The organism is Nocardiopsis endophytica, from assembly GCF_027706725.1.
In the GTDB taxonomy this organism is placed as follows: domain Bacteria; phylum Actinomycetota; class Actinomycetes; order Streptosporangiales; family Streptosporangiaceae; genus Nocardiopsis_A; species Nocardiopsis_A endophytica.
The window spans coordinates 37,383-60,239 of sequence record NZ_JAQFWQ010000009.1 but is presented as its reverse complement, the minus strand read 5'-3'; the positions used below and the strand labels follow the sequence as shown (position 1 = coordinate 60,239).

Sequence of the window (22,857 nt, the reverse complement as noted above, 5' to 3'; positions counted from 1 at the left end):
TGAGAAGCGATTCTTTTCGTTTCGCCGAGCGTACGCGGGGCGGTTACCCGGGTACCGGGCGGGGCGCCATCGGGGGTGAGACGACATGGACATCGGGCAGGGGCTGACGACGGCGTGGACCGCCATCGCGGCCTTCGTTCCCAGATTCGCCGCGTTCCTGGCCATCCTGATCATCGGTTGGCTGGTGGCCAAGTTCCTCGGCATGGTCGTCGGCAAGGGCCTGGCCCGCGTCGGCCTCGACCGGGGGCTGGACCGCACGGGGGTGGGCGAGTACTTCCAGCGCAGCCGGTACTCGGCCAGTGAGCTGTGCGGCAAGATCGTGTACTACGCCGGCCTGCTGATCACCCTGCAGCTGGCCTTCAGCGTGTTCGGGCCGACCAACCCGATCACCCAGATGCTCAACGCCGTGGTCGCCTGGATCCCGCAGGCCGTGGTGGCACTGGTCATCGTGGTCGTGGCGGGCATCGTCGCCAAGGCCGCCCGGGACGTGGTCTCGGGGGCCATGGGCGGGCTCAGCTACGGGCGGCTCGTCGCCAACCTGGTCGGCGTGTTCATCATGGCGCTGGGCGTCATCGCGGCCCTGAACCAGATCGGGGTCGCCACCACGGTGACCCAGCCGGTGCTCATCGCGGTGCTGGCCACCGTCGGCGGCATCCTGGTGGTCGGCGTCGGCGGCGGCATGATCCGGCCGATGCAGCAGCGCTGGTCCCGGTGGCTGGACGCCGCCGAGCGGGAGACCTCCCGCATGCAGGAGGGCCAGGCCTACGGCTCGGGCCGGTCGGACGCGATGGCCGGCGGCGGCATGCCGCAGCAGCGCGACGAGGGGACCGAGCGCGCGGGCCACGGCATGTCGGCGGGCCGCCACACCGCGGGGGGTGAGAGCCGCGGCACCGAGGAGACCTGACCGAGACCCTGGCGCGCCCGGAGACGCCTGCGGGCGCTCCTGAAGGGGGCGGGACCGTTCACCGGTCCCGCCCCCTTCCCGCGCGTGGATCTAGAGCAGTTCCTCGGCGCGCAGCTCGTCCCGGGACAGGCGGTCGATGCGCCGGATCATGAGGACCACCGTCGCCGGAACGGACAGCAGCGAGACCCAGAACGCCGGGCTCGTCCATCCGGTCAGGGCCATCACGCCCACGGCGACCAGGAGGATCACGGCGAAGAGAATGAAGTCGGTGCGATCCTGCTGGATCAGGACCCCGACGGGTGGCCGAACGGCCCCGTGCCGACCGCTCCTCATGCGCTCTTCCTTTCTCGCGGCACCTCTCGGCCGCAGCTTCGATCCCGGGGCGGGTCCTCGAGGGGGCTTCTCGGATTCCGCTCCGTGTGCGCCGGCTGCGGGGGGCTCCCCACGCCAGGTGAGGGGCCCGCGGCCGATACGTGACCCCGGGTACGGATCAGCGTACGCCCCGTGAGTGCCTCTGCGAGATCACTTCGCGGATCGGCGCGCGCTCGTGCGCCTGAGGTTCCACTGGGGCCAGACCAACTTAGCGGACGAATCCGCATTCCTTGGCCAGGCGGCAGATCGCGAGCAGCCGCAGGGTCTCCCAGTCGTACTCGGAGGAGGTGCTGTGCCAGCCGCGCTCACGGCAGCCGTCCACGAACCCGCGGAGGTAGCCGGTGAGGCTCCGGCGCGTCAGCCGGGCGCCGCCGCCGACGATGGAGTCGCGCACCGCGGCGGCGTGCTGGTCCAGCTCAGCGGTGAGCCAGGGCTCGGCTCCCCCGCCGAGGGGACCGAAGACGTCGAACTCGCGTGACAGTCGGGCCAGCGGGCCCTGCGCGTCGAACCCACTGCGCATGGACGCACAACCTCACAGTCGGGGGACGGACTCCGGACCCGTCCGACTATATGTCAATTCGGGACCGAAACATGACCTTCCCGTGTCCGAGTGACCGGGCTCACTTTTCCGACACCCTTGCTGTGACCTGCGGTTCCTCCCACGCAGGCGGATCCGGCCCGATCACGGCCGATGCCGTCGGCCGACCCGCTCGATCCGGCCGCCGTCGGCCGATCCGGCCCATCCGGCCGGCCTCCGCGCCCGGCCGCACCGGCGCCGCGGGTCAGCCGCTCAGCCCCATGGCCTCCAGGCGCGCCGAGTGCGCCTCGGTCAGCCCCGCGAAGAGCCGGCTGACGGCCGCGAGGTCGCCCTTGCCCCCGCTCCCGCCCTCGCCGGAGTCGCCGCCGGTCGCGCCCCGGGCCACCAGCGCGGCCAGCTCCGGGCGGGCGGCGGCCACCAGCTGGGCCTGGCTGAGCGCCTCGCCCACCAGCCGCCGGGCCCACAGCGACAGCGGCCCGGCCAGCTTCGGATCCTCCTGCACCGCGGTCCGCACGCGCACCGCGACCGCCTCGGCCCGCTCGGTCTCCGACACCGCGCCGCGGACGGCCTCGGCGGTCTCGGCGTCGGCGTGCTCGGCGACGGTGCGGTAGAAGTCACCGGCGATGCCGTCGCCGACGTAGGTCTTGACCAGGCTCTCCAGCCAGGTGCGCGGCTCCGTGCGGCCGTGCCAGGCGTCCAGGGGCTCCACGAACGGCGCCATGGCCGCCTCCGGATCGGCGCCCATCGCCGCCAGGCGCTCGTGCAGCATCCGGTAGTGCCGGTACTCGGTGGCGGCCACCCCCGCCAGCTCTCCCTTGGCGGCCAGGTCCGGCGCCAGCCCGGCGGCGTCGGAGAGGCGGAAGAAGGACACGAGCTCGGCGTAGGCGAGCAGGCCCAGCAGGTCGACGACGCCGCTGGGGGCCTGCGCGGCCGCGGAGGTGGCGGAGGTATCGGTCATGAAGGCAAGGTTAGCCAGCCCCGCGACCCCGCCGGTCGGCCCGGCCGGCCCGCCCGCACACGCGGACGCGGCCGCGCGGGCAGGGACGGAGCGGGGCCCACAGTTTCCGGATCCGCGCGGCGGTGACGGGCCGCGGCCGCGCGGGGCGGTCGTTCGGGGCGGCCGCACGGAGACCATGCGGGGACCACGCGGGGACGGAGCCGGGAATCGGCGTCGGCCGTCCGGGGATTATTCCGGCCCTCGGACGGCGTTCCACCATCGGGCGCTGAACGGCGCCCGCACCCGGTCGTCGCGGCCCGTCCCGGAACGCCTCGGGATGCGGCATGTCCAGCGGCGGGGCGCCGCGATAGACTCGGCTCCGTGATCGGCGGCCGAGCGCCACAGGCGCGGACGCTCCCCCCGGCTGCGGCGGGTTCCTCCGCCGCGCACCGGCCGCCCCGGCCGGACGCGGAAGGCGCCCCGCAGCGGAGGAGTCCGCGCGGTGCCGCGCACCGCGCACCAGGACGACGCGCACCAGGACAACACAGAGCGGACGGACCGGCGCGCCCGAACGGCGGGCGCCCCGCGCGGCACCCGGCCGCGCCGGACGGAACCGGCCCGCGCCGAGAAGGGCGGCCCGCACCGCCCCTCGCGCCGCATCGGCGCACGCGCGGCAGGCGCGGCGCCCGTGAGGCCGACCCTGCCGAGGCCGCCGCAGAGAGCGCGCGGCCCGCCCAGATGGAGGCATGAGCCCTGACGAACACAGAGACCACCAGCGAACCCCGACGGACGTTCCGCGACCTCGGCGTCAGCGCCGAGATCGCCGACGCCCTCGAAGCCGAAGGGATCCTCGAACCCTTCCCGATCCAGTCCCTGGCGCTGCCCCTGGCCCTCAGCGGGTCCGACATCATCGGGCAGGCGCGCACCGGCACCGGCAAGACGTTCGCGTTCGGCCTGCCGCTGCTGCAGCTGGCCCAGAAGTCGCCGGGTGAGCCCAAGCGCCCCCGCGCCCTGGTCGTCGTCCCCACCCGCGAACTCGCGATCCAGGTGGCGGCCGACCTGTCCACGGCGGGCAAGCGCACCAAGGCCCACATCCTGACCGTCTACGGCGGGCGCGCCTACGAGCCGCAGATCGAGGGGCTCAAGGAGGGCGCGGACATCGTCGTCGGCACCCCCGGGCGCCTGCTCGACCTGGAGAAGCAGAAGCACCTGAGCCTGGGCGGGGTGCGCGCGATCGTCCTCGACGAGGCCGACAAGATGCTCGACCTGGGCTTCCTGCCCGACATCGAGCGCATCCTGAACAAGATCCCCGACGAGCGCCAGTCGATGCTGTTCTCGGCGACCATGCCGAGCGAGATCGTGGCGCTGTCGCGGAACTACCTGAACCGGCCCACGCACGTGCGCGCCGGGGACGACGACGACCCGGACCACACCGCCACCAACGGCATCGAGCAGTTCGTCTACCGGACGCACCCGATGGACAAGGTGGAGATGCTCGCCCGGATGCTGCAGGCCGAGGGCCGCGGGCTGAGCATGGTGTTCTGCCAGACCAAGCGGGCCTGCGACAAGGTCGCCGGGGAGCTCAAGACGCGCGGCTTCGCGGCCGCGGCGGTCCACGGCGACCTGGGCCAGAGCCAGCGCGAGCGCGCGCTGCGGGCGTTCCGCAACGGCAAGATCGACGTGCTGGTGGCCACCGACGTGGCCGCGCGCGGGCTCGACGTGGACGACGTCACGCACGTCGTCAACTACGAGTGCCCGGACGACGAGAAGACCTACACCCACCGGATCGGCCGCACCGGCCGCGCCGGGCGCTCGGGCACCGCGGTCACCTTCGTCGACTGGCAGGAGATCGCGCGCTGGAAGCTGATCAACAACGCGCTCGAGCTCGACCTCGCCGAGCCGGAGGAGACCTACTCCACCTCCCCGCACTTCTTCGAGAACCTCCGCATCCCGGAGGGCACGAAGGGCCGCCTGGCCAAGGAGCGCCAGGAGCGCGCCGGGCTGGAGGCCGAGGAGGTCGAGGACATCGGCGACACCGGCGGCCCGCGCCGCCGGAACGAGAAGGAGGAGCGGCCGGCGCGCTCGCGCGGCCGGAACCGCCGCCGCACCCGCAGGGGCCGCGGCGAGTCCGAGGCCCCGGCCGAGGACGGCGCGCAGACCCCCGCCGCCTCCGGCGACGAGGGCGCCGCTGCGAAGCCGCGCCGCCGCCGGCGCCGCCGCACCCGCGGCGGGGTCGACGTGCCCGGCCAGAACGCTCAGGGCGGCCCGGACAAGGGCCGGGAGGGCTAGGCCCCACCGGGCCCGAGCGTACGAAGCGGAGGGGGCGGCCCGACGGGACCCCCTCCCCGGGGCGCGGAGCGCGCCCCGCCACCGATCGGCGTCCGCCCCGCCGCACCTGCGGATCCTGGGCGGACGCGGGATCGTCTAGGGTGAACCGTCGTGAGCACACCCCGGTTTCTGGAACTCCCGCCCGGTGTCAGGCGGGCCGACGTCACGACCGACATGGGCACCTTCGCCGCGCTGCGCGCGCTGCCCACCTCCGGCGGCTGCGAACACCGCCCGGCGGTCCTGGTACCGGGGCTCACCGGAAGCAAAGAGGACTTCATCGGCCTGCTGCAGACGCTCGCGCAGGCCGGCCGCCAAGTGGTCGCCGTCGATCTGCCGGGCCAGTACGAGTCGCCCGGCCCCGACGACTTCGACGGCTACGGGACGGCGTGGCTGGGCCGCTCGGTCGCCGCGCTGACCGCGGCGCTCGGCGAGGGGCCGGTGCATCTGCTCGGCCACTCCTACGGCGGCCTGGTGACCCGCGAGACCGTGCTGTCGGGTGAGGCGGAGCTGCTGTCGTTCACCCTGATGAGCTCCGGGCCGGCCGCGGTGCCCTCGCAGGGGCGCGTGGACGACGCCCAGCGGCTCATCGGCTACCTGGGCGGCGACCCGACGCCGGAGCGGCTGGCGGAGCTGTGGGAGCGGTTCCTGGACGCCCCCGCCCGGTCGAGCGGCCTCGCCGAGGACATCCTGGCGTTCCTGCGCACGCGGATGCTGGCGAACAGCCCGCGGGGGCTGGTGCGGATGTGCGAGGAGATCCTGTCCGCGGGCGACCGGACGGCGGAGCTGGCCGCGACGGACCTGCCGAAGATGGTGCTGTACGGCGAGAACGACGACGCCTGGCCGCCGGACCTGCAGGCCGCCATGGCGGACAAGCTGTCCGCGCGCAAGGTGGTCGTGCCGGGGGCGGCCCATTCCCCGAACGTCGAGGCCCCGGAGACCACGGCGAGCGCCCTGACCCGCTTCTGGAACACGGTGGAGACCCCCGCCCGCGACAACCTGTGACGGTGTCGGGGAGGCCGGGGAGCCGGGAAGGCTAGGGAAGCCGGGGAGCGGCAAGGCCGGGGAGGCCGGGGTTGAAACGGACACCTTGAGTGCCGGTTTTCGCGGTGCGGGTGGGTGGACGCCCGGCTGGTGCCCTACTGCGGGCCGCTTGCCGTCCGGCGGGCTGCTCTCGGTCCCGGCGGATGGGCGGCTGAGCAGGTACCCCGCTCCCGGCCCCAGCCGGGCGGCAGGCGTGTGCGTGCTCGCCGGTAATGGCAGCAACGACAACAGCAGGGCGGTCTCCCGGTCCTGCTTGCCGTCCGGCGGGCTGCTCTCGGTCCGGGCGGATGGGCGGCTGAGCCGGTACCCCGCTCCCGGCCCCAGCCGAGCGGCAGGCCGTCGGGGTGCAAGGTGGAGAGCGGCGACGAGGAAAGGCCGGCGACCCCTCCGCTAGCGCTGTCAGGCGGCAGGCGTGTGCGTGCTCGCCGGTAACGGCAGCAACGACAACAGCAGGGCGGCTCCCCGGCCCCGCCTGCCGTCCGGCGGGCTGCTCTCGGTCCGGGCGGTTCCGCGACCGGGTGGGTGCCTGGTCGCCCGCGCTCGTGGCGGCCGCCGCGCCCCTACTCCGCGATGATCTCGACGAAGGTGCTGTCATTCCGGCCGTTTTGACAGCACGTCTGTCGAGATCATCGCGGAGGGGGCAGGCGGGTGGTGAGGGGCATCTTGGGTGGTGAAATCGACACCTGATCTGCATAAAAGCGTCGATTTCACGACGCGGGACGGCCGAGCCCCGCGCCGACCGCCCGTTATGCCCGGTATGCGCCGCCCGGGGGCCCCTCCGCGATGATCTCGGGGAAGCCGGGCCTGAAACGGGCGCGGCAACCCCGGCTTCCCCGGGATCGATGAGCGGACGGGGCCTCTAGACCCAGGAGTCGAAGTTGCCCGACTCCTCCTCGACCGTGGTCTCCGGGCCGCGGTCGGGCAGGACGCGGGTGTCCGGCGGCAGGGACATGAGCACCTCGCCGACCGAGTGCAGCTGCCGGGTGTAGTCGATGTACCCGTCGCCCACCGTGCCCAGCTCGCCCGCGAGCAGGGTGTCGCCGCTGAAGACGGCGCCCAGCTGGGAGATGTAGTAGCCGACGCTGCCCGAGGAGGTCCCGGGCAGGCCCAGAACGTCGATCTCCAGGTCGCCGGCGCTGAACGAGCCGCCCGCCTCGATCTCGATCTCCGGCGGGTGCTCGGCGCCGTGCACCTTGCGCCACGGGCGCAGCTCGCGGCGGTGCAGGGCGATGGGGGCCTCGTCGCGCTCGGCCACCTTCACCGCCGCACCGATGTGCGTGTTGTAACCGTTGGTGCAGGCCACCAGGTACACCTCGCGGTCGCCGACCGCCTCCATGATCGCCTCGGCGTCGTGGGCGGGGTCGATGACGATGACGCCCTCGTCGTCGGCCTTCACCACCCAGGTGTTGTTGACGACCTTGTACTCCTCGCCGTCGACCTCCAGCGTCCCGGCGGTGCGCACGCGCTGGACGCCGTCGTCGTCGGGCTCGTCGATGCCCGGCTCCTCGGGCTCGATCTCCCGCTTCTTCTTGGCGGCGGGCTTGTCGTCCGACTCGTCCTCGTCGTCCTCGGACTCTTCGTCTTCGTCGTCCTCGGCGGCGTCCGCGTCGGCGCCCTCGGACTCCGACCCGGCCTCCGTGTCGGAGTCGGTGTCGGTGTCGGAGGAGTCGTCCTCCGTCTCCTTCTCGGACTTCTTCTCGGTCTCCTCGTCCGAGTCGTCCTCGTCGGCGGCCTCCTCGTCGGCGGCGGCCTTCTTCTCCGGCTCCTTCTCGTCGGAGTCGGTGTCCTCGGCGCCCTCGGAGTCCTCGTCCTCCGCGTCGGCGGACTTCTCCTCGGCCGGCTTCTCCTTCTCGCCGCCGTCGGCGTCCGCCTTACCCGCCTTCTCCGCGGTCTCCGCGTCCGATCCGGCCTCCTCCTCGGCGGCCTCCTTCTCGTCCGCGGACTCGTCGATCGCCACCGCGGAGGCCTCCTCGGCCTCGCCGGTCCCCTTCTTCTTGCCCTTCCGCTTCCAGAACACGGTGCCGACCCTTCGATTCGCGTCCGAACTTCCGATACGTGCGGGACCATTGTGGCGGCCCCCGCGGGTGCGCCGGTACCCCGCGCACGCGACCGGTCACCCTGGCATCCGGCCGCTAAGCCTCCCATAAGCGGCGCTGGTCACCCACGGGTGATCGGCGCCGCCCCGGTGGCGGGCGCGGTCAGGCGCTCGAACTCCTCCGGCGCCGTCGTACGCGCCCCGATGCGGTGGCCGGTCAGCGCCCCATGGTCGTCGCTGGACCCGGTCACCGCCAGCCCCAGATCCCGCGCCACACCCCGCCAGTGCTCCGCCTCGGCCTCCTCGTGGCTCGGGTGGTCGGCCTCGATGGCACCGAGCCCGGCACGCGCCATCCGCTCCACCAGGTCCTCGGGGACCGCCCCGGTCAGCATGCCCTCCGACCGCGCCGGGTGCGCCAGTGAGCACACCCCTCCGGCCGCGCGCACCGCCGCGACGGCGCGCACCGGGTCGAGGGCGTAGCGGGTGACGTAGGCGGGCCCGCCGGAGCCGATCCACCGGTCGAAGGCGTCCTGCACGTCGGCGGCGCCCCCGGCCTCGACGATGGCGCGGGCGATGTGCGGACGTCCGACGACCACTCCCGCCTCCCGCGCCCCGTCTCCGGCCGACCCTGCGTCCCCGAAGGCGATCTCCTGCACCCGGTCCCAGGTGACGCCGATCCCGGCCTCCCCCAGCCGACGCACCATCTCGCGCGCCCGGTTCACCCGGTCGTCGCGGATCCGGCGCAGCTCCCCGGCCAGCTCCGGGGCGTCGGCGTCGAAGAGGTAGGCGGCCAGGTGCACGCTGGACCCCTGGTAGGCGCAGGACAGCTCCATGCCGGGGATCAGGGTGAAGCCGGGGGGCAGCACCTTCGCGGCCTCGGCGATGCCTGCGACGGTGTCGTGGTCGGTGAGCGCGAGCACGTTCACCCCCGCCGCGCGCGCGTGGCCGATGACGTCGGAGGGGGCGTCGGTCCCGTCGGAGACCGCGCTGTGCGTGTGCAGGTCGATGCGTGTGCGCGTCACCGCACCGATTCTAGGGACACGGCCGCCTCAGAGAGGCTCGTCGCCGTCCACCGGCCGCAGCGCGGTCTCCAGGAAGGGCGACGGCGCCCCGAACGGCGGCGGCAGGGTCGCCCCGTCCACCCGGTCGCGCAGGTCCCGCAGGCCGGACAGCTCGCAGGTCAGGACCCCGGTGTCGGCGGGGCTCAGCACCAGCCACAGCCAGCTCGCGTACGCCTCGCCCGCGTAGACGGCGGTGCGCGTCCCTCCGGTGTCCACGCTCCACATCGGGATGTCGTGGCCGTCGTGGCGCACCCGCAGCTCCGGCGGGCCCTTGTCGAACCCGGCCCCGGGGTCGGGGCCGATCAGCCCGGCCAGCCGCGCCCCCAGCCCGACGCCGGGGTCCTCGGCGACGACCGCCATCTCCCCCACCCCGCCGAGCGGAGCGGGCCCGGAGAGGGCGACCGCGATCCCGAGGGCGCCGCTGCGCTCGTCACCGGCGTGCGCGAAGCCGGTGACCACCCAGCCCACCGGCAGCGGCCACGGAAGCCACACCGGCACCTGAGCGGCGTCCAGCAGGAGGTCCAGCGAAGTCTCGCCCGGTTCGCGGGCCGGTTGCAACGGCGCCACCGGGCCGTGTGCGGCGCACTGCCAGGCGCTCGTCCACAGGCCCGGGGGCCGGACGCGGCGCCCGCAGCGGGGACACGAGGGTTCTCGCAACATGGTCACCCCGATGGATACCCCGCCGACCTGCGCGGAAACTCCGGCCGTGCAGGTGAGGCGTCAGGGCGCCGCGGGTCCGCCCGCGGGCGGCGGTTCCCGGTACGGCCCGGCGGCGTTCCCTCCCGGGTAGAGGCCCGGCGGCGGGGTGGTGAAGTGCGTGCCGTGCGGCGCCGGGTCCACCGGGGCCTGCGGCCGCGGCTCGGCGACGGGACTCACCGGCGACTGCTGGAGCGCCCAGTGCGGCAGCCGCCGCCGCGCGGGCGGCTCCGGGTGGTCGTCCGGGTCGCCGGGGACGGTCCGGCGCACGCCGGTCCGCCGCGCCAGCAGCGCCACGACCGTGCAGTACACCAGCATCTCCCCGGTGGTGCCCACCACCCCGGTCCACGAGCCCGACCCGGTGCCAGCGTCGGCCAGTCCGCCCTCATAGGCCGTGAGCGCGAAGGCCGCCAGGTTGTGCACCACGTGCAGACCGATCGCGGCCTCCAGGCCGCCGGTGTACCAGGTCAGCCAGGCCGCGGCCAGGCCGAACACCGCCACGTCCAGCAGCGCCCAGTCCTGGTAGTCGTGCATCAGGGCGAACACGGTGCCGCTGACGAGGATCGCCGCGACCGGCGTGCGCAGCGCGCGCGAGACCACCGACGTGCCGCGCGGCTTGTCGGCGGGGCGGCCGAAGGACCCCACCGCCTGCATGATGAAGCCGCGCAGGGCGATCTCCTCGGCCGAGGCCTGGAAGGGGACCAGCAGCACGATGACGGCCAGCGCCGGGAGGAACCGCTCCATGCCGACGAACGGGCCCGCGAACGCCACGTCCCCGCCGGTGAGCAGCTGCAGCGTGTACAGCGCCCCCAGGTACAGGCCGACCACCGGCACCGCCACCAGCGCGCACACGCCCAGCCACCGGCCGCGCAGGCGCCCCTCGACCGACATCAGCGACCCCACCGGCCGCCACTGCACGGTGCGCACCACAAGGAACGCGATCGGCGTCATCGTGGACAGCACGACGAGCATGAAGGCCAGGTCGGGCACTTCGGCGCCGAACGGGGACTCGCCGCTGGTCGGCCGCCCCTCCAGCACCATGTAGATGCCGGCGGCCATGAACATCACGATCTGGGTGAGGAGCACCAGCAGCACCGCGACCACCGTCGCGAGCAGCGGGATCCACCAGCGGAACCGCCAGGTGCGGGCGAGCCGGTGATAGGGCGTCCCGGGGCGGGCCGACGCGGGCCCGACCCCTGTGGGGCGGGGCGGCTCCGGCGGCGGCCACGCCCACACGGGGCGCCCGCCCTCCATCGAGGCGCCGTCCGGCGGACCGGCCCACGCCTGGGGACCCGAATCCCCTGTACCCCGGCCCCGCTCCCAATCCGGCGGTTCGGACGACCATGACGCGTCCGGCGGCGGTGGCGTATTTCTCATCGTTTGCCGAGATTACTATCCGGCCATGTATTGCCGCTGTTAAGAACCCGCCGCATCCGTTCCCAGGGATGCGCAGCTCGTGGGCCCCGCGCGCGCGGGACCGTGCACGCACCCGCGCGGGGACCCCCCTGAACGCGCGCGGAGTCCGGCACGGCCCCGGCCCGGCTCGGGCGCGGTCACGCGCCGCCTTCCCCCGCGCCTTCGGCGTTCCCGTCGCGGCCCCCGTCGAGCGCGAACGCCCGCAGCTTGTCGGGATTGCGCTGAACGAGGATGTTCGTGAAGCGCCCCTGGGAGATCTCCGCCACGAAGAGACCGACGACATGGCCGTCCGGCATCCGCATCACCACCGCGGGGCCGCCGTTGACCTCGACCTCCTCGGCCGCCGCCCCCGGGTACTTGGGGCCGAGGGCCGCGAGGAAGCGGGCGCACTTGGCGGCGCCGTGGATCGGGTTGAGCGCGGCCCGCACCCTGCCCCCGCCGTCGGTCACCAGCTGCGCGTCCTCGGCCAGCATGTCCTTGAGGGCGTCGACGTCGCCGACCGCGGCCGCCGCGAGGAACCGCTCGGTCAGGCGGCGCCGCTCGGCCTCGTCGGCGGTGAACCGGGGCCTGCTCTCCCGCACGTGGGCGCGGGCGCGGTGGGCGATCTGCCGCACGGCGGGCTCCTCCCGGCCCACCGCCGCGCCGATCTCGGCGTAGGGCAGGCCGAAGACCTCGCGCAGCACGAACACCGCCCGCTCCACCGGCCCCAGCCTCTCCAGCACCACGAGCATCGCGTAGGAGACCTCGTCCGCGCGCTCGACCTCCTCGGCCGCGTCAGGGGCGGTCGCGACGGGCTCGGGCAGCCACGGGCCGACGTAGGTCTCCCGCCTGGCGCGCGCCGAGCGCAGCCGGTTCAGCGCGGTGTTGGTGACCGAGCGCACCAGGTAGGCGCGGGGCTCGGCGATGTCGGAGCGGTCGCGGCGGTCCCAGGAGATCCAGGTCTCCTGGACGCAGTCCTCGGCGTCGTGGACGCTGCCGAGCATGTCGTAGGCGACACCGAACAGCAGCCTGCGGTGGCGCGTGAACTCCCGCTCCCGGTCCGAACCGCCCTGCACCCCGGTGTCCGGCGTCCCGGGCTCGCCCATGCCTGTTCCCTCCTCGGTCGCGGCCGCCCATGGCGGCGGCGGAATCGTGCCACAGTAGAGGACACGGCCCGGGGCCGATCCGTGACACCGGGCGCGCCGGCCGCCGCGCCCGCGCCCTCGCCGGTACCCGGACCGGCGCCGGGGACTCCCGCCTGACCTGCGAATTAGGGTACCCTTACCAGGTATCCCCGCGTGTTCTCGTCACGGCGCGCGATCATTACCATGGGGTACATGTCCTCCACTCCCACCACCGAGCAGGTGAACGCGGCCCTGGCGACCGTCCAGGACCCCGAGATCCGCCGTCCCATCACCGACCTCGACATGGTCAAGAGCGTCGACATCGCCGACGGCGGTGCCGTGCACGTCGGCATCTACCTGACGGTGGCCGGCTGTCCCATGAAGGGCCGGATCGAGAAGGACGTCACCGAGGCCGTCTCCAAGGTCGAGGGCGTCACCCGGGTGGACGTCGAACTCGACGTGATGAGCGATGAGCAGCGCAAGGCCCTGCAGACCAAGCTGCGCGGCGGCCAGGCGGAGAAGGAGATCCCCTTCGCCAAGCCGAACTCGCTCACCAAGGTCTTCGCCGTCGCCTCCGGCAAGGGCGGCGTCGGCAAGTCGTCGGTGACCGTCAACCTCGCCGCCGCCATGGCCGCCGAGGGGCACAAGGTCGGCGTGGTCGACGCCGACATCTACGGCCACTCGGTGCCGCGGATGCTGGGCGTGGAGCTGCCGCCCACCAAGGTCGAGGACATGATCCTGCCGCCGGCCGCGCACGACGTGAAGGTCATCTCGGTCGGCATGTTCACCCAGGGCAACCAGCCGGTGGTGTGGCGCGGCCCGATGCTGCACCGGGCGCTGCAGCAGTTCCTCGCCGACGTCTACTGGGGCGACCTGGACGTGCTGCTGATGGACCTGCCCCCGGGCACCGGCGACATCGCGATCTCCGTCGCCCAGCTGCTGCCGAGCGCCGAGATCCTGGTGGTGACCACGCCGCAGCAGGCCGCCGCCGAGGTGGCCGAGCGCGCCGGGGCGATCTCCGCGCAGACCCACCAGCGGGTCGCCGGGGTCATCGAGAACATGTCGTACTACGTGGCGCCCGGCAGCGACGAGCGCACCTACCTGTTCGGCGAGGGCGGCGGCCAGAAGGTCGCCGACGGCCTGACCACGGCGCTGGGCGCCGAGGTGCCGCTGCTCGGCCAGGTGCCGCTGGACGTGCGCCTGCGCGAGGGCGGCGACGAGGGCAAGCCGCTGGTGCTGTCCGACCCCGACTCCGAGGCGGGCGGCGTGCTGAACGGCATCGCCGACAAGCTCGCGGGCAAGCCGCGCGGCCTGTCCGGTATGCAGCTGGGGATCAGCCCGACCCGCAAGTAGGCGCGGGGACACCGACGAGGAGGGGGGGCCGGGTGCCCGGCACCGAGGACTACCGGACGTGGCTGGGCGTCGCCCTGGAGGAGGCCCGCGCGGGCCGCGCCGAGGGCGGCGTCCCGATCGGGGCGGCGCTGATCGGCCCCGGCGGCGAGGTGCTCGGCCGCGGGCACAACCGCAGGGTGCAGGACGGCGACCCGTCCGCGCACGGGGAGACGGCGGCCTTCCGCGACGCCGGGCGCCAGCGCTCGTACGCGGGGACCACCATGGTGACCACGCTGGCGCCGTGCTGGTACTGCAGCGGGCTGGTGCGCCAGTTCGGCATCTCCCGCGTGGTGGTCGGCGAGAAGCGCACCTTCTCCGGCGGCCAGGACTGGCTGGCCGAGAACGGCGTCGAGGTGGTGGTGCTCGACGACGAGGAGTGCGTGCGGATGATGACCGGGTTCATCGCCGCCGAGCCGGCCCTGTGGAACGAGGACATCGGCGAGGACGGGTAGCCGCCCCGCCACGGTGCGAAGGCCTCCGGAAGGGATCCCTTCCGGAGGCCTTCGCCGTTCCACGGGTCAGTTGCCGCCGGGGCTGGGGTCGGAGGTCCGCTCGTCCTCGTCCCCCGCGCCACTGCCGCCGGCGCCGCCGCCGTCGATGATCTCCTGCACGACCACGTCCGCGCGGTCGGAGGGGATGGCGAAGCCCAGGCCGATGCTGCCGCTCTGCTCGCCGGTGGCCGTGCCCATGGTGGCGATGGCGGTGTTCACGCCGATCACCCGCCCCTCCAGGTCGACCAGCGGGCCGCCGGAGTTGCCGGGGTTGATGGCCGCGTCGGTCTGCAGCGCGTCGATGTCGGTGCGGTCGCCGTCCTCGCCCAGCGCCACCTGGCGGTCCTTGGCGCTGATGATGCCGGTGGTCACGGTGCCCGCCAGGCCCAGCGGGGCGCCGATGGCGATGACCTGGTCCCCCACCGTCACGTCCTCGGAGGTGCCGAACTCCAGCGGCTCCACCTGCTGGGGGCGCTCCACCTTGACCACCGCCAGGTCCGACTCGGGCCGGGTGCCCACGATCTCGGCGGGGCTGGAGCGGCCGTTGCCGTAGACGACCTCCATGCCGTCCTCCAGGGCGCCGGCCACGTGGTAGTTGGTCACCACGTGGTCGCCCTCGATGACGAACCCGGAGCCGTTGCCGCCCTGGCTGCGGTCGCTCGGCTGGATGGACACCACGCTGGGGCTGACCCGCTGGGCCACCCCGGCGATGGTGTCGGGGGCGCGGCTGGGGGCGTCGCTGGGCAGTGCGGTGTTGAGCTTGGGGCCGTCGGAGGTGGGCTCGGCGTCGAGCCCGCCGATGCCGCCGCCGACGTAGCCGCCGACCCCGGCCGAGACCAGGGAGACGACGAGCACGGTCACCAGCACCGCCCACACCGGCATGCCCTTGCGGGGGCGGCGCGGCGGCGGCCCGGGCGGGGGTGCCGCCGCGTAGCCCTCGGGGCCCGGAGGCCCCTGCGGCGGCTGTCCGCCGCCGGGGAAGCCGCCCGGAGGGGGGCCACCGGGGGGCCGGGCCCCCGGAGGAGGGCCACCGGGGACCTGTGGGCCGCCGGGCGCACCGGGCCCGTGCAGGCCACTGGGCCCCTGCGAGCCGCCGGGCGCGCCGGGTCCGTGCGGGCCACCGGACGCGCCGAGCCCGGGCTGGCCGCCGGGTGCACCGGCCCCCTGATGGCCGCCGGGGCTCCGCGGCGGAGGCCCCGCGGGGCCGGAGCCCGACGGCTGGGGGCCGGTCCCGGCCGCGGCCGGCCAGGGCCGGGGAGGCTCGCCGCCCGGCTGCTGCGGCCGTGACGGCGTCCCCCGGCCGTCCGGGGAGGGGGGTCCGGTCTCGTCGGTCATGAAGTCTCCGTCTGTCGCTGCCGCCCCCGATTGTGGGGGTGGTGGCGTAAACCGTCGGTTAGCGGGCGGTACGAGCGGTGCGCGCGGTCCGGCCGGTGTCGGCTGCGGTACACCGAGTCTCCGACGGCGTACTTTACGTCCCCGAAGGGCGGTATACCCCATCGGCCCGCCACCGCGCTCGCCCGGCCCGCGCCACCGGCCACAGGCGGCCACAATGCCCTTTCGAGAATGCCCGCCCGGGACGCCCGCAGGTGACCGTCCGCGCGAGCGGTGTCACATCCGACAGCCGCGCCCCGCGGACTCCCCGACCTGGCGGAACGGCAGGCGGCCGAGAGGCGGGGAAGAGAACGAGGACGGGGACGACAAGGGCGCACGCCCCTCCCCGCAGCATTGTCGAAGGCGGACGTGCAACTGGTCACCGCAGAGGGCTCACCAGGTACCCCCACTCCAGGCCCCCGCCCGAGCGGCAGGCCCCCTCCCAGTCCCGGTAGGCGGCAGAACAAGTACCTCATCCCAGGACCCCGCCCGAGCGGCAGACCCCGGGGGGTGGGGCCGAGGGCAGCGACGACAAAGGCCAGCGGTCCACGCCCCAGCGCCCTCGGCCACCCGGCGTGTGCGTGGTCACCGTGAAGGGCAGCGACGGCGACGGCCAAGCGGGCCCCCGCCCCCACCAGCCAGGCGGCAGCCCCCTCCCAGTCCAGGTAGGCGGCAGAACAGGTACCCCGCTCTAGCCCCCTGGCCGGGCGGCGGGCCCCGGGGGTGTGGGGGCAAGGGCAGCGACGGCAACAGCCAAGCGGCCCCCGCCCCCACCAGTCAGGCGGCAGACCCCAGGGGCGTGGGGCCGAGGGCAGCGACGGCAACAGCCCAGCGGTTCCCCGGCCCAGCCTGCCGTCCGTCCGGGCGGCGGCGCGGTGGGGCGGGCGCTCGCCCGCGCTCGTGGAGGCCGCCGGCCCGCCCGGGTGGCGCATACCGGGCATACCGGACTGCGGGAGAGGGGGCCGCGCATCCAGCGTCGTGAAATCGACGCTTTTTCGCAGATCAGGTGTCGATTTCACCACCCAAGATGCCCCTCGCCACCCGCCCGCCCCCTCCGCGATGATCTCGACAGAAGTGCTGTCAAAACGCCCGGAATGACAGCACCTTCGTCGAGATCATCGCGGAGTAGGGGCGCGACGGCCGCCGTGGGCGCGGGCGACCACGTACCCCGCCCCCGCGCCGTCCTCCCCGGACCGTGAGGAACCCGCCGGACGGCAGGCAGGGCCGGGGAACCGCCCCGCTGTCGCCGTCGCTGCCATCACCGGCGACCACGCACACGCCCCACGGCCGACGGCGCTACCCGAGGGGCCGCCGACCTCCGTCGTCGCCGCCCTCCGCCTCGCACCCCGTCGGCCCGCCGCCCGGGCGGGGTGCGTGAGCGGGGTACCAGGCCAGCCGCCATCCTGCGGGCAGGGAGCCCGCACCGCCGTCAGGGGCACTGCAACCGCGCCCTACCGACCGACCAGGGCCGCCCGAAGGGACCGCGTCCCCGCCATGGACATCAGGACGCCCGGCCGCAGTCGTGGCGATGCTGTGGCCGGGGTCGACACGTCAGATGCCGAGCCATTCTCCGAACCTGTCGAAGCCCCGTCGAATGCGGCCCCAGAAGCCCGGGGCGTCCGGGGACGGCAGGGCCGCGGCCGCCGAAGCGACCGAATCACCGGGCGCATCGGCGAGGATCGTGTACACGTGCTCGTCCGACTCCCACATGCGCAGCTGCCGCCCGGACTCGCCCACGTAGACGGTCCCGCCGCCGTCGTTCACCGCGCGCACCCCGTCGGCGGACTCCAGCGACCCGGCGTCGAGGCGGCCCTGCTGCACGAACACCGAGACCACGGACAGCCCGTCGGTGTACCCCAGGTGCACCACCCGCCCGGTCGGCGCGCGCGCCGAGCGCGCCTCGACCAGGCGCATGTTCCAGGAGATCCGCTCCGGCAGCCGCCAGCCGCCCTCGCGCAGCCGCCGCAGCTCGTCGGCTCCGAGCGGCCGCCCCCAGGCCTCGGCCTCCGCAGCGGTCCCCCCGCCCCCGTCGGCGCGGACGTCCTCCCCGCCCGGTTCGCCGATGCGGGTGAACTCCACCGTATGCACCGGCCGCCCGTCGGCGTCGACGCTCTCCCGGCGCAGCGGCAGCCCGGACTCCCGGTCGACCCAGAAGCGCCCCGCCGCGCTGCCGTCCGCGCGCAGCGCCTCCACGATGCGCGCCGACCGCCCGGCGACCTCGCCGTCCCCGGCACCGATCACCCGGTAGTTCTCGGCCAGGGCGTCGAGCATGGCCTCGTCCAGGGCGGGGAAGGCGCTGGACCGGCCCGGCGGCAGCGGGTGCTCCCCGCCGGCGTCGGCGACCAGTCCGACGCGCAGCCCCGCCCCGGGCACGTGCTCCACCTCGACCAGCCGGTGCTCGGTCCCGGCGGGGCCGGTGGTGCTGATCGCCTGAACCCCTTCATACGGCTGCTCGCGGGCGGCCTTGGCCGCGCGGCGCAGCACCCCCATGGCGTCGTCGCTGCCGGACGCCGGACGCTGGGCGGCCTGGGGCGCCGCAGATGCGGCGGGGAGCACCACCAGCAGCACCGCGCAGCACAGGACCAGCACCAGCAGCACGGCGGCCCGCGGCCCGGGGGCCGCGCCACCGCCGCTGTGCCGTGCGCTGAGGGGTCGGTCCGGGGCGCTCACCACGCCCGGGGAGTGTCGGTGCGGGTGTCGCCGTCGCCGCCGTCAGGGCCGGCATCGGCGGCGCCGTCAGTGCCGTCGGTGCCGTCCCGGCCCTCGCGGCCGTCCCGGTCCCGGTCGCCGACGTCCTCACGGCCGGAACCGTCGGCGCTCCCGCCGTCCTCCGGGTCGTGGAGGGCGGGAACGGCGCCCCGCTCCTTGTCCCCTCCGGCGCGGCGCTCGTCGTGCCCGGGCGGCAGCACGGCCTCCCCGGCCGTCAACGCGTGCTCCAGCGTGTAGTCCGGAAGGGGCGGCCGGACCACGGGGCCGGGATCCTCCTCGCCTCCGGCGACGAAGGCACCCCCCAGGGCCACCGCGACGAGCGAGGCGCCCGCCATGGCGTAGCGGGGGTAGCGCGGGCTGCGCCGGCGCTGCCGCGCGGCGCGGGGGCGGCGTTCGGCGGCTTCCAACTCCCGCCGGTCCTCGCCCGAGGACCGGAAGGGTAGGAATGCCGCCGCAGCGCGGAGCGCTGACGCCTGCGGGCGCCGCCGTGCCGTGGGCCCACCGGGCCCACCCGCGTCGACCGCGCCGAAGCCCGGCCTCCCGCCCAGGCCCGGTCCGTCGCCGAGCCCCGGCCCGTCACCGAGCGCGGGCCCAGACCCCAGCGGCGCCGACCCGCCGAAAGGGTGCGGCCCCCCGCCCCGGTCCGGGGGCCCCTGCGGCGGCTCCGCCGCCGGGCTCCCCAGCGCCGACAGGCGCCCCAGCAGGTCCGCCGCGGGCTCGGGGCCGTCCAGGCCGTGCAGGCGCCGCTTGAGGCGGCGCAGCATGTCCGCCTCGAAGCGGCAGGGGTCGCACGAGGCCAGGTGGATCAGGGCCCGGTCCCGCTCGGCCGCCCCCAGCTCGCCGTCGACGAGTGCGGACAGGCGTTCACCCAAGTGCTCCGTGGTCATTCCGCCTCCCGGGTCCGAACGTTCGGCGGCGCGGAACCGGCTCCGTCCGCCCCCGGGTCCTCGGGGGCCGCGGACCCCTGCCGGGCCGCCATCCTGCGGCGGTGCTCCAGGGCCTTGCGCAGCTGCGCGCGCCCCCGGTGGATCCTGCTGCGCACGGTGCCCAGCTTGACCCCCAGCGTCGCCGCGATCTCCTCGTAGGACAGCCCTTCGATGTCGCACAGCACGACCGGCGCGCGGAACTCCGCGGGCAGCGCGTCCAGCGCCGCCTGCACGTCGGCGTCGAAGTGCCGGTCGTCGTAGGACTGGGCGGGCGAGGGCTCGCGACCCTGCAGCCGCTCGTCGGCGTTCTCGGCCAGGCCCTCGAAGCGGATGCGCGCCTTGCGGCGCGCCATGTCGAGGAAGAGGTTGGTGGTGATGCGGTGCAGCCACCCCTCGAACGTTCCGGGGGTGTAGGTGGACAGCGACCGGAACACCCGGATGAAGACCTCCTGGGTGAGGTCCTCGGCGTCGTGCTTGTTCCCGGTGAGGCGGAAGGCGAGCCGGTAGACCCTGCCGGAGTGGTTGGCGACCACGTCCTCCCAGCTCGGGGGTTCCCACTGCTCGAAGTCCACGGCAGCGTCGGGGTCGGCCACCGCTACTCCTTTCACTCGTCCCGGGCACCGGTCGCGGCGCCGCGGGGAGGGTCCGCGGGCCGGGTCGCCGGTTCCGGGGAGGGCTCACGTCGCCCACCGGGTTCGGTCCCGTCGGTACCTTCCCCTGGTCCAACGCCGGGACGCTCAGAATAAGTTCCTCCGGGACCGGTTCCCCCGGACCGCGTCCGGCCCCCTTCGGCGCCACCGGTCCGGCGCGAGGTTTCGTGCACGCGTTCCGGCCGGTCGAAGGGCTACGCTGGCCCTGACGAGACCGCCCGGAGGCTGAGGAGGCCGCCATCACCGGCACAGAAGAGACCCCCGCGCGGGGCGTGCGGTCGGGCGCCGCCGCGCAGGCGGCACTGGCGGCGGTGCGCACCGCGGCACGCGGCGCGCCGGTGCGCCCGGTGGGCGAGGAGTCCGGATCGGCGCTGCGCTTCCTGGCCGCCGCCATCGGCGCGCGCGCCGTGGTGGAGATCGGCACGGGGTGCGGCGGCTCGGGCATCTGGCTGCTGCGCGGCATGGACCCTGAGGGCATCCTCACCACCGTGGACGTCGACCCGGTCTGCCAGGAGGCCGCGCGCGAGGCCTACCGGACGGCCGGGTTCTCGCCCAACCGGACCCGGCTGATCCGCGGCGCCGCCCTGGAGGTGCTGCCCCGGCTCACCGACGGCGCCTATGACATGGTCTTCGCCGACGCCGCCAAGACCGAGTACCCCGACTACCTGCGGGAGGCGCTTCGGCTGCTGCGCCCGGGCGGCGTGGTGCTGTTCCACGGTGCCGCCGACGCGGCCCCGGACGGCCCGCTCAGCGCAACCGACGCCGACGCGGTCGGTGTGCGCGAGACCGCCCGCGCGGTCCGTGAGGACGAGACGCTGGTCCCGCTGATGCTCCCGGTGGGCGGCGGCCTGCTGGCGGCGATCCGCGGCACGGACGCCCAGGCGTGAACGGGCCGCGGGCCTCCCGCCCGACCAGGTGGACGCGACCCTCGAAGGACGCCGTCGGGTCGCCCGGTGGGTGGATGTCACAGGTGAGGGCCCTGCCGAACGACAACGGAGACCACGGGCGGACCGCAGGGGGCCAGCCCTGCCGACTCCGCCGCCGAACGCCGCCCCTGCGCCGTTGATCTCGGGAAAAGCGCCCTTACGAGCGGCCCGGAAGCGTCGTTTCTCCCGAGATCAACGCCGAGCACGCGGCGCGGCCGAGTGCCCCACCACCGGGTCTCTCCCGTTCACGCAGGCGGGCCACAGGCCCGTCGGGCCACTGCGGCTCAGCGCCGCCCCGATCCGGCCGCGGGTTCCGACCGGCGCCGGCGGCCGCCCCGTCCGCTCGGCCGTCGGGCGGCCGCCGCCCTCGTGCGACGGCCGCCCGACGGCCGATCAGGGGAACACGCGCCCCCGCTACCCCTCCAGCCAGCGCAGGAGGGTGCGGGTGGCGAACCCGGTGCCGCCCTTGGTGAGCAGGCCCTGGTCGACCATGGACCGCCCGGGGCCGGCCACGTCCAGGTGCGCCCACGGCAGGCCGCCGGTGAACTCCCGCAGGAACAGGGCCGCCTCGGTGGCGCCGGGGTGGCCGTAGTCGCCGCTGGTGCCGATGTTGGCCAGGTCGGCCACGCGCGAGCGGACCGTGTCCGCGTACTCCTCGGTCAGCGGCAGGCGCCACAGCGGCTCGCCGGAGCGCTCACCGGCCTCCAGCAGCGCCCGCGCCAGGGCGTCGTCGGTGGCGAACAGGGCGCCCATGCCGGTGCCCAGCGCCACCTTGGCCGCCCCGGTGAGGGTGGCCACGTCCACCAGGGCGTCCGGCTCCAGCTCGGCCACCGCGTAGTCGAGGGCGTCGGCCATCACCAGCCGCCCCTCGGCGTCGGTGTTGAGCACCTCGACCGTGCGCCCGCCGTAGGTGGTGAGCACGTCGCCGGGGCGCTGCGCGGCACCGGACACCGCGTTCTCGGCCACCGCCAGCAGGCCGGTGACCCGGGTGCGGCAGCCCAGCTCGCCCAGGGCCGACATGGCGCCGACGACCACGGCCGCCCCGCTCATGTCGGTCTTCATGAGCTTCATGTTGTCGTTCGGCTTCAGCGACAGGCCGCCGGTGTCGAACGTGATGCCCTTGCCGACCAGGACGACGTGCCGGTCCGCGCCCTCGGGCGCGTAGTCGATCCGCACCATGCGCGGCGGCCGGGACGACCCCTGCCCCACGCCGAGGATCGCCCCGAAGCCCTCGCGCTCCAGGTCGTCCTCGTCCCAGACCTTCGCCTCCAGGCCGGCGCCGGCCGCGGCCTCGACGGCCCGCCCGGCCAGCCAGGCCGGGTCCTTCTCGGCCGAGGGGGTGTTGACCAGGTCGCGGGCCAGCGCGGCCGCCCGGGCCAGGGCGGTGCCGCGCCGCACGGCCTCCACCGGCTTGCCGTCGCCGTCACCGCAGGCCAGCGCGATCTCCCCGACGGGCTCGGGGCCCTTGGGCGCGCGGGCCAGGGTGAACCGGTAGGAGGCGAGCAGCGCGCCCTCGGCGAACGCCGCGGCGCCCTCGCCCTCGTCCCCGGACAGGCCGGGCGCGCCCGCGGGGATCGCCGCCCGGCTCCGCCCCTTGGCCAGGCGGGCCAGTGCGGCCCCGGCGGCGCGCATGTCCGCGGGCGTGCCCTCCCCGATGCCCAGCAGGGCCACCCGCACCAGTCCGCCGCCCAGGTCGGCGGCGAACTGCGCCGTCTCCCCGGCCCGGCCGGACAGCTCGTAGTGGGCGACCAGCTCGGCGAGGGGCGCCGGCAGTCGCGCGTCCAGGTCGTCCGGGAGGCCGCCGGGCGGACCGCCGACCGGCTCGGGGCCCTCGGCCCCGGCCCGCACGGCCACCGCCACCAGGTCGGCGCCGGCCTCGGCGACGGATCCCGCCACCGGGTGGATCTGGGTTGGGAAAGGCACGCTCGCTCGCAATCTAGGGGGACGTGTCGGATGCGGCG

The 22,857-nt window shown here is 75.0% G+C and carries 19 protein-coding genes; 6 read left to right on the top strand and 13 right to left on the bottom strand.

Annotation, left to right across the window (positions count from 1 at the left end):
• The first annotated feature begins 85 nt into the window (after positions 1–85).
• Positions 86–904 (top strand): mechanosensitive ion channel family protein, encoded by an 819-nt coding sequence (locus tag O4J56_RS05240; protein ID WP_270683961.1) that lies wholly within the window; start codon positions 86–88, stop codon positions 902–904.
• 90 nt (positions 905–994) lie between these two features.
• Here the strand turns inward: O4J56_RS05240 and O4J56_RS05235 are convergent, their stop codons facing one another.
• The 3 genes from O4J56_RS05235 to O4J56_RS05225 all read right to left on the bottom strand — a co-directional run bounded on the left by O4J56_RS05235 (position 995) and on the right by O4J56_RS05225 (position 2,772).
• Positions 995–1,237, bottom strand: a complete 243-nt coding sequence (locus tag O4J56_RS05235; protein ID WP_270683959.1) for a hypothetical protein — start codon at positions 1,235–1,237, stop codon at positions 995–997.
• A gap of 247 nt (positions 1,238–1,484) precedes the next feature.
• Positions 1,485–1,796: a DUF6401 family natural product biosynthesis protein gene (locus O4J56_RS05230; protein ID WP_017627330.1), complete on the bottom strand. Its 312-nt coding sequence runs from the start codon at positions 1,794–1,796 to the stop codon at positions 1,485–1,487.
• Positions 1,797–2,058: 262 nt separating this feature from the next.
• Complete coding sequence (locus O4J56_RS05225) at positions 2,059–2,772, bottom strand: ferritin-like fold-containing protein (protein WP_270683956.1); 714 nt, start codon at positions 2,770–2,772, stop codon at positions 2,059–2,061.
• An 825-nt stretch (positions 2,773–3,597) separates the two neighbouring features.
• Between O4J56_RS05225 and O4J56_RS05220 the strand changes: the two genes are divergently transcribed.
• Entirely contained in the window at positions 3,598–5,040 is a 1,443-nt protein-coding gene (locus O4J56_RS05220; RefSeq protein WP_270684014.1) for a DEAD/DEAH box helicase, read from the top strand.
• 150 nt (positions 5,041–5,190) lie between these two features.
• Positions 5,191–6,081 carry an alpha/beta fold hydrolase gene (locus O4J56_RS05215; RefSeq protein WP_270683954.1) on the top strand — a complete coding sequence of 297 codons (891 nt, stop codon included), beginning with the start codon at positions 5,191–5,193 and terminating at the stop codon, positions 6,079–6,081.
• Positions 6,082–6,979: 898 nt separating this feature from the next.
• Here O4J56_RS05215 and O4J56_RS05210 read toward each other — a convergent pair.
• From O4J56_RS05210 to O4J56_RS05190, 5 genes are all read right to left on the bottom strand, one after another.
• Complete coding sequence (locus tag O4J56_RS05210; RefSeq protein ID WP_270683953.1) at positions 6,980–8,137, bottom strand: MBL fold metallo-hydrolase; 1,158 nt, start codon at positions 8,135–8,137, stop codon at positions 6,980–6,982.
• Positions 8,138–8,277: 140 nt separating this feature from the next.
• Complete coding sequence (locus O4J56_RS05205; RefSeq protein WP_270683951.1) at positions 8,278–9,177, bottom strand: PHP domain-containing protein; 900 nt, start codon at positions 9,175–9,177, stop codon at positions 8,278–8,280.
• A gap of 27 nt (positions 9,178–9,204) precedes the next feature.
• A complete protein-coding gene (locus tag O4J56_RS05200; RefSeq protein ID WP_270683950.1) occupies positions 9,205–9,876 on the bottom strand; it encodes a DUF6758 family protein in 672 nt (223 codons plus the stop codon).
• 60 nt (positions 9,877–9,936) lie between these two features.
• The gene (locus O4J56_RS05195) at positions 9,937–11,148 is read right to left on the bottom strand and encodes a CPBP family intramembrane glutamic endopeptidase (RefSeq protein WP_270683948.1); all 1,212 of its coding nucleotides are present in this window, start codon (positions 11,146–11,148) and stop codon (positions 9,937–9,939) included.
• Positions 11,149–11,465: 317 nt separating this feature from the next.
• A complete protein-coding gene (locus O4J56_RS05190) occupies positions 11,466–12,413 on the bottom strand; it encodes an RNA polymerase sigma-70 factor (protein ID WP_270683946.1) in 948 nt (315 codons plus the stop codon).
• A 231-nt stretch (positions 12,414–12,644) separates the two neighbouring features.
• Between O4J56_RS05190 and O4J56_RS05185 the strand changes: the two genes are divergently transcribed.
• The gene (locus O4J56_RS05185) at positions 12,645–13,784 is read left to right on the top strand and encodes an Mrp/NBP35 family ATP-binding protein (RefSeq protein ID WP_270683945.1); all 1,140 of its coding nucleotides are present in this window, start codon (positions 12,645–12,647) and stop codon (positions 13,782–13,784) included.
• 32 nt (positions 13,785–13,816) lie between these two features.
• The gene (locus tag O4J56_RS05180) at positions 13,817–14,275 is read left to right on the top strand and encodes a nucleoside deaminase (protein WP_270683944.1); all 459 of its coding nucleotides are present in this window, start codon (positions 13,817–13,819) and stop codon (positions 14,273–14,275) included.
• A gap of 66 nt (positions 14,276–14,341) precedes the next feature.
• On the opposite strand, the gene O4J56_RS05175 is transcribed toward O4J56_RS05180, so the two are convergent.
• The 4 genes from O4J56_RS05175 to sigE all read right to left on the bottom strand — a co-directional run bounded on the left by O4J56_RS05175 (position 14,342) and on the right by sigE (position 19,913).
• Positions 14,342–15,196, bottom strand: coding sequence for a S1C family serine protease (locus O4J56_RS05175; protein ID WP_270683942.1), 855 nt, complete (start codon positions 15,194–15,196; stop codon positions 14,342–14,344).
• A 2,040-nt stretch (positions 15,197–17,236) separates the two neighbouring features.
• The gene (locus O4J56_RS05170) at positions 17,237–18,358 is read right to left on the bottom strand and encodes a sigma-E factor regulatory protein RseB domain-containing protein (RefSeq protein WP_270683941.1); all 1,122 of its coding nucleotides are present in this window, start codon (positions 18,356–18,358) and stop codon (positions 17,237–17,239) included.
• Complete coding sequence (locus tag O4J56_RS05165; RefSeq protein ID WP_270683940.1) at positions 18,352–19,281, bottom strand: anti-sigma factor family protein; 930 nt, start codon at positions 19,279–19,281, stop codon at positions 18,352–18,354. Before O4J56_RS05165 ends, O4J56_RS05170 begins: the two co-directional genes overlap by 7 nt.
• On the bottom strand, positions 19,278–19,913 hold the full coding sequence (gene sigE / locus O4J56_RS05160; RefSeq protein ID WP_270683939.1) for an RNA polymerase sigma factor SigE: 636 nt from the start codon (positions 19,911–19,913) through the stop codon (positions 19,278–19,280). The genes O4J56_RS05165 and sigE overlap by 4 nt, the downstream gene beginning before the upstream one ends.
• A gap of 329 nt (positions 19,914–20,242) precedes the next feature.
• Here sigE and O4J56_RS05155 point away from each other — a divergent pair, with 329 nt between their 5' ends.
• Complete coding sequence (locus tag O4J56_RS05155) at positions 20,243–20,857, top strand: O-methyltransferase (RefSeq protein ID WP_408639085.1); 615 nt, start codon at positions 20,243–20,245, stop codon at positions 20,855–20,857.
• A 453-nt stretch (positions 20,858–21,310) separates the two neighbouring features.
• Here O4J56_RS05155 and O4J56_RS05150 read toward each other — a convergent pair whose 3' ends face one another.
• Complete coding sequence (locus O4J56_RS05150) at positions 21,311–22,819, bottom strand: leucyl aminopeptidase (RefSeq protein ID WP_270683938.1); 1,509 nt, start codon at positions 22,817–22,819, stop codon at positions 21,311–21,313.
• Between the last annotated feature and the right edge of the window lie 38 nt (positions 22,820–22,857).